This is a genomic window from Mesorhizobium sp. M7D.F.Ca.US.004.03.1.1 (assembly GCF_003998635.1).
Classification (GTDB): domain Bacteria; phylum Pseudomonadota; class Alphaproteobacteria; order Rhizobiales; family Rhizobiaceae; genus Mesorhizobium; species Mesorhizobium loti.
Window position 1 is genome coordinate 1 of record NZ_RZQG01000334.1, and the last position, 6,051, is coordinate 6,051.

The 6,051-nt window shown below is 57.1% G+C and carries 7 protein-coding genes; 4 read left to right on the top strand and 3 right to left on the bottom strand.

Annotation, left to right across the window (positions count from 1 at the left end; translation table 11 throughout):
- From EN935_RS18875 to EN935_RS18890, 4 genes are all read left to right on the top strand, one after another.
- Positions 1-869, top strand: an 869-nt coding sequence (locus tag EN935_RS18875) for a UbiA family prenyltransferase (protein ID WP_127373512.1), incomplete at its 5' end; no start/stop codon positions are given.
- Positions 866-1,600 carry an HAD family hydrolase gene (locus EN935_RS18880; protein WP_109663441.1) on the top strand — a complete coding sequence of 245 codons (735 nt, stop codon included), beginning with the start codon at positions 866-868 and terminating at the stop codon, positions 1,598-1,600. The genes EN935_RS18875 and EN935_RS18880, both read left to right, overlap by 4 nt.
- Positions 1,575-1,967 (top strand): hypothetical protein, encoded by a 393-nt coding sequence (locus EN935_RS18885; protein ID WP_127262228.1) that lies wholly within the window; start codon positions 1,575-1,577, stop codon positions 1,965-1,967. The genes EN935_RS18880 and EN935_RS18885 overlap by 26 nt, the downstream gene beginning before the upstream one ends.
- Positions 1,942-3,408 (top strand): GMC family oxidoreductase, encoded by a 1,467-nt coding sequence (locus tag EN935_RS18890; RefSeq protein ID WP_206532334.1) that lies wholly within the window; start codon positions 1,942-1,944, stop codon positions 3,406-3,408. Before EN935_RS18885 ends, EN935_RS18890 begins: the two co-directional genes overlap by 26 nt.
- Positions 3,409-3,451: 43 nt before the next feature.
- Here the strand turns inward: EN935_RS18890 and EN935_RS18895 are convergent, their stop codons facing one another.
- The 3 genes from EN935_RS18895 to EN935_RS18905 form a co-directional block, all read right to left on the bottom strand.
- A complete protein-coding gene (locus EN935_RS18895) occupies positions 3,452-4,468 on the bottom strand; it encodes a lysylphosphatidylglycerol synthase transmembrane domain-containing protein (RefSeq protein WP_109663448.1) in 1,017 nt (338 codons plus the stop codon).
- Entirely contained in the window at positions 4,461-5,096 is a 636-nt protein-coding gene (locus tag EN935_RS18900; protein ID WP_109663450.1) for a response regulator transcription factor, read from the bottom strand. The genes EN935_RS18895 and EN935_RS18900 overlap by 8 nt, the downstream gene beginning before the upstream one ends.
- Positions 5,096-6,051: histidine kinase (locus tag EN935_RS18905; RefSeq protein WP_206534539.1), on the bottom strand; the 956-nt coding region annotated here is incomplete at its 5' end. The genes EN935_RS18900 and EN935_RS18905, both read right to left, overlap by 1 nt.

Below are 6,051 nucleotides of genomic sequence, written 5' to 3' on the forward strand. Positions count from 1 at the left end.
TCGCTTATGCTTTGCGAGAACCGCCGCTAGATCACGCGGCAGGGGCCATCGCGGTTGGATTCTTGAGCGCGGTTGCCATCGCCTCGGCGAACTACGTCCTGAACGAATGGCTCGACCGAGAATTCGATGCCTTTCATCCAACCAAACGCACGCGCAGCGCCGTGCTAAGTTCGCTGTCGCCGCACTTGGTCTATCTGCAGTATTTCCTTTTCGCGTCGGTCGGCCTTCTGCTCGCCACGACGGTTGGAACATCATTTTTCTACACCTCCGTCATCTTTTTGATTTCGGGGCTGACCTACAACGTGAAACCCCTTCGATCGAAGGATCTGCCTTATCTGGATGTAATTTCGGAGTCCGTGAACAATCCAATCAGACTGACACTAGGCTGGACGATGATTGACCACGCGGCACTCCCACCGAGCAGTCTGCTTTTAGGCTATTGGGCTGCCGGCGCCTTCCTCATGGGGGCAAAGCGGCTTTCCGAATACCGGGACATTACCAGTAGCGGGAATGTGGATTTGCTCCAGCGCTACCGCCGATCGTTCCGTTTCTACACCGCCGAGAACCTGACGGTCTCCTGCTTTCTTTACGCCATGATGGCAGCATTTTTTATTGCGGTCTTCCTGACCAAATACCGGCTCGAATACATATTGGCTCTACCCTTTCTCGCGATCCTGTTCGCATCCTATCTGTGGCTTTCCTTGTTGAAGAATTCCATAGCGCAGCGGCCTGAAAGAATGTTTCGATCGCGCCGGCTGATGGCGTCGCTGATCCTGGCAGTGATGGCGATATTCATCTTGTCGTTCGTTGATTTGCCGTGGCTTTACGATCTGTCGGCGCCCAGCTTCAAACCTGTCGACATGCAATGAGAAAGCCCGACCAGTCCATCATATGGAGTGACATCGATCTCGTGATCTTCGACATGGACGGGACCCTCTACAATCAGCGGCGTCTCAGGACGCGCATGGCGCTGAATTTGCTGCACGCCGCCATGCGGACAAGAAGCCTCAAGACATTGAATGTTCTGCGCACATTCCGGCAATGCAGGGAAGCGCTGGCGGAGCAAGTGCAGACCGATTTCGTGGATCGCCAGTTTGAAGACACGGCGATGCGATGCGGCTGTTCTGAGGTGTACGTTCGCGAAGTTGTCAACGAATGGGTCGAGCGACGCCCTCTCGCCTATCTCGGCGCCTGCCGCTATTCGGGGGTCGAGGGACTTTTCGATGCTCTGCACCGCTCAGGTCGGACGATTGCCGTGTGTTCCGACTATCCCGCCATTGAGAAGCTCAAGGCTCTGGCGCTTAAGGCGGACTTTGTAGTCAGCGCCGCAGACGACGACGTGCGAAGGATAAAGCCCGACCCCGCCGGGCTGCGCAAGATACTTGGTGCGACCGGTGTGGATCCGAGCCGCTCGCTGATGATAGGCGACCGCTTTGACCGCGATTGGGCGGTGGCAAACCGTGTCGGCATGCCCGCCATCATAAGATCCACGCGCAGGGACCCGCGATGCAGGACTTTCCAGTCTTATCACGATGCGCTGTTCCAGCCCGTGGTGCAGTCGCTGGAGAAAAGCGGTGCATTCACCCCTTCCGAGTTTTGAAAAATGTGTCCAGGCCATCGCGGACACCTTGATCCGCCAGGAACTGCCCTCGCGGGAAACTCCCGAAATCGCTGAGGCCATCGGGATCTATGTATTGGCGGCGCATGCGGGCATGCCGGACTACCTCCGTCTGGCCTTTCGTATCCTGACCCTCGTATTCGATGCCTGGTCCTTCCCGGTCGCCGGAAAGCCCTTTCATCAGCTGAGCCCTGACCGTCGCGCGGATCAGTTGAGGCATTGGCAATTTTCACGTCTGAAGATCCGGCCCGCGCTAATCTCCTTCTACCGGACCTTGACGTTCTTTGGGCTCTATTCTGAACTCTACAAGCAGGACGTGGAATGTGGATCGCATCGTGAACACAACTGAGCCTGTCACGAGCCAAATGACGGCTGACATCGTGGTCATCGGTTCCGGGCCCGGCGGCGCGGTGACCGCGACCTTGTGTGCGGAAGCGGGCAAATCAGTGCTTCTGGTCGAAGAAGGCCAAAACTTGTCGCTTCAGTCGGTCCCGCATTTTTCAAAGGAAGAGTTGCTTGTCAAATATCGAAATGCCGGTATCTGCATAGCCTTTGGTCCGTCAAAAATTGCTTATGTCGAAGGTCGGTGCGTTGGCGGCGGCAGCGAGATCAACCGTGGCCTCTATCACCGCGCGCCGGAACATTTGCTCGATCAGTGGCGGGCCATCTTCAAAGTCGGGGACTTGTCTCTCGACCGGCTGATGCCCCACTTCGTTGCCTGCGAGAACACCGCCAGGATCGAATATATTCCCGGCGAGACGCCCCCTATTTCGACGCGGTTGCGCGACGGGGCTGCCCGTCTTGGGTGGCAGGCGACTGAGGCGCCTCGTCTGTTCCGGTACGACGGCGCAGGAAAATCAGGTCGAAAACAATCGATGTCGGAAACCTTCGTTCCGCGATTTCTCAAAGCAGGCGGCCGTCTGATCGCGGACACCCGTGCGACCCGACTGATGCGTTCAGGGGGCAAATGGTGCGTGAAAGCATTGCATGCGCCGCCAAACGGCCCATCACAAAGGATAGAAATCTCAACTGATCGGATCTTCATTGCTTGCGGAGCGGTTCAGACACCCGCCCTTCTGCGACGTTCCGGTTTGACCAAAAATATTGGCAATTCTCTATATTTCCACCCGATGCTGAAGGTCGTCGCGCAGTTTGATGGGGATGTGAACAATCCGGACGATCCCGATCCCGTTCATCAAATCAGGGAATTTGAGCCTTGGTTCGGCATGGGATGCTCTATCAGCAAACGGCCGATGCTCGGTCTCGCAATGGCAAATCATGCCGGGCACTTCGCGGAAATCGATCAGCACTGGCGTCGCATGGGGATATATTATGTGCAGGCAGCGAGCGGAAGGGCGACGGTGCGCAACCTGCCGTTTTTTCGCGATCCGTTGGTGAGGGTCTGGCAAAATGAGGCGGATCTCGGAAAACTCGCCGATGGCCTAAAGCGATTGGCCGAGGCGCTATTTGCCGCTGGCGCTGTCGCTGTCTATCCGAGTGTTCCGGGCTATCCGGTGCTCCGTTCCATGGAAGATGTCCGAAAACTTCCCGCTACGTTTGCCGGCAGCGATGGCAGCATGACCTCGGTGCACGTATTTTCATCATGTCCGATGGGTGGAAACGACGCCATTTGCGCGACGGATTCGTTCGGCCGCGTTCGTGATGCTGATGGACTTTATATCGCCGACGCGTCCCTCTTGTGCGGGCCGACGATCGTCAATCCTCAGGGCACCGTCATGGCCATCGCCCATCGCAACGCGACACACGCCGTTGAAAGCCGATTTAACTGAATTGATATTGCAGTTCGCTGACCGATCCCGTTCCAGATGCAGATCAGCCCGAGGTCTGGATTTTGCTTGAAGCATCTGGTTTCTGCGTCGCCGCCGACAACAGCCACCCGATTCCAAAGAGAGCTGTAGGCGCCCACAGAATAAGATGGGCCAGCAACACGACGGCCGCCGCCATTGGGGTGTCCACCCCTGCGAGCGTGAAGGCCTGAAGCCCAAAGAATTCAAACGGACCGAAATGCCCCGGGAGACTCGGCACAAGCGTGCCGAGCGTGCTGAAAGCGAAGGCCAGAGAGGGTTGCAACAAGGCATCGGTTGATCCGCCTAAGCTGACCCAAACCCCAAGAAAAACACCACTTTCCAAAAGCCACAAGGCAAATGACATAACCGTGAGCATGCTTAGGCGGCGCCATGAGCTAATTTGTGCGATTGCCTCCGATGCGGCCCGCAATGCAGTGATCAGAACAATGATGGGACCGAAGTTGACCCGCCGGAATAATTTTTCGAGCAAGCGGTAACAAAGCGCCGGGGCAAATAGCACCCCCAATCCACCGCTAAGCGAGAGAATGAGCAAAAGCTGGAAATTCCACACCAATGCGGGTGAAGCAGTGAGGTCAACCAGCGCCAGTGACATCGCACCCAATAGGACGATGGTGACAAGATCGAGAATGCGCTCGATGATCATGGTGCCGATAACTGTCCCTGCCGGGATATCGAACTGGCGGCTAAACCACAGAACACGGAAACCATCCCCAACCCGCAGGGGAAGAACATCACTCATGCCGAAGCTGGCTATAAAGGGACCGACCGTAGGTTTCAACGGCAAGCGGCGACCGGTCGTCCATTGCAGCATCATCCAGAACCGGACTGCCCTCAGAAGAAAGTCAATAACAAAGGCGCAGATGGCAAAGAGGAGTGGCGCGACGGTCGCACGGCGGAGCATAGCGCCAACCTCTGCAATGTGGACATTGCGCATGGCAAGGACAACAAACGTCGCCCCAACAATCAAGCCAAGTCCAACCCTGATTATTCTGCCTGTGCGACCCTGATTGAAATCAGCCATTCGGGCTTGCCATATATTGGAGATGGAGCGCAGCAAGTGTCGTGCGATTGGTGATCTCCAGCTTGCGGTAGATGTTGTTTAGATGAATGCCGATGGTCCCTTCGGTTGTTCCCAATTTCTGTGCAATGGCTCGGTTGGACAATCCTCCGCAGATCTGTACCGCGACCTCCCTTTCGCGGACGGTCAGCAGATCGAGTTTTTGAGGGCTATCGGATGGCCCGGCGCTCGTTGCCCTGACTACTAGCTCCGGCGGCAGCCACTTCTCTCCGCTTGCGACCTGCCGCATGCAGTCCAAGAGTGCTTCGGGGGCATACTCCTTCAAGAGGATGCCACACACACCCATTGATATTGCGTCCGCGATCTGGCGGCCTGTCAGAGTCGCGGTGAGGAAAATTACCTTCACCGGCAACCGCCCTTTAAAAACGGTTCGCTGGATCTCCAGTCCGCCAACATCCGGCATGGAAACATCAAGCACGGCCAGATCGGGTCGGAGATCGCTAATGAGCGACAACGCTTGCGCCCCGCTCGCCGTTGCCGCCAACACATTGAAATCCGGCGCGGTTTTCAGCAGACCCTGCAATCCGCGAAGCAGCAAAGGGTGATCGTCAGCGAGGACAACCGAATACATTATCGCGCTACCTGGCCCAGGGGCAATGCAATGCGCAGGCTCAGTCCCGGCGACGCGCCGCAGATTGTCAGGTTACCCTTGAGTTCGCTAACCCGCGCGCACAGCGACAAGGGCCGTTTCGGTTCGACATCAGTTGCCATTCCCGATCCGTTGTCGGAAATTTCGAGCTCAACGCCGGAATCGGCACGAACAAGCTCAATCCGCACTTGCGTTGCCTTCCCATGCCGGACGGCGTTGGCGGTGGCCTCAGAGACGAGCTGCATGATTTCATGCTGCATGGATTTTGGAACTTCGAGGTCCGGCGGATCGAGGGTAGCCTCGATCCGGCAATCCCATTGCTGCCTCAGAAGCTTTGTTAGACCGGGCAGCGCCCGGCAGAGCGGCGCCTCATCATATTGGTGGACGGAGCGCTGGTCATCGACATATTGCCGGATGCGCTGTTGCAAATTGAAAACGAGCGTATTCACATCGGCCACGTTAGCTTTTGGTTCCTTGGGAACGGATTTGGCGATGAGCTTGAGTTTCAGGCTAGCGGCAGTGAGATCCTGCAGGATGCTGTCATGGAGGTCGCGCGCGAGCCTCGCGCGCTCTTCAGCGCGGGCCGCCTCGGTTGTTTGCTGCATCAGCGCGAGACGCCCTAGTTCCGATCTGAATCGCATAGCGATGATTTCAGTGAGCGAACCGCATTCGTCGGGATGACAGGCCGGATCGATGACGAAAACCCGGCCGCGATACCGCACGCTGGAGAATGCGGCCGAGCAGATATATTTGAAGGGCGTGCGAACTTCCGCCGCCAGTTCCGGCAGGTCGCGGAAAATTCCTGCTACTTCGGCTTCGATGACCGGCGCCGTTCCGCTTCGGTCGAGATCGGGCATCGGCGGTTCCGGATCGTGTTGGTTCCAGAAAACCGCGTCCCGAACATCGATCAGCCGCAAATCGCCCTGCAGCCAATAGG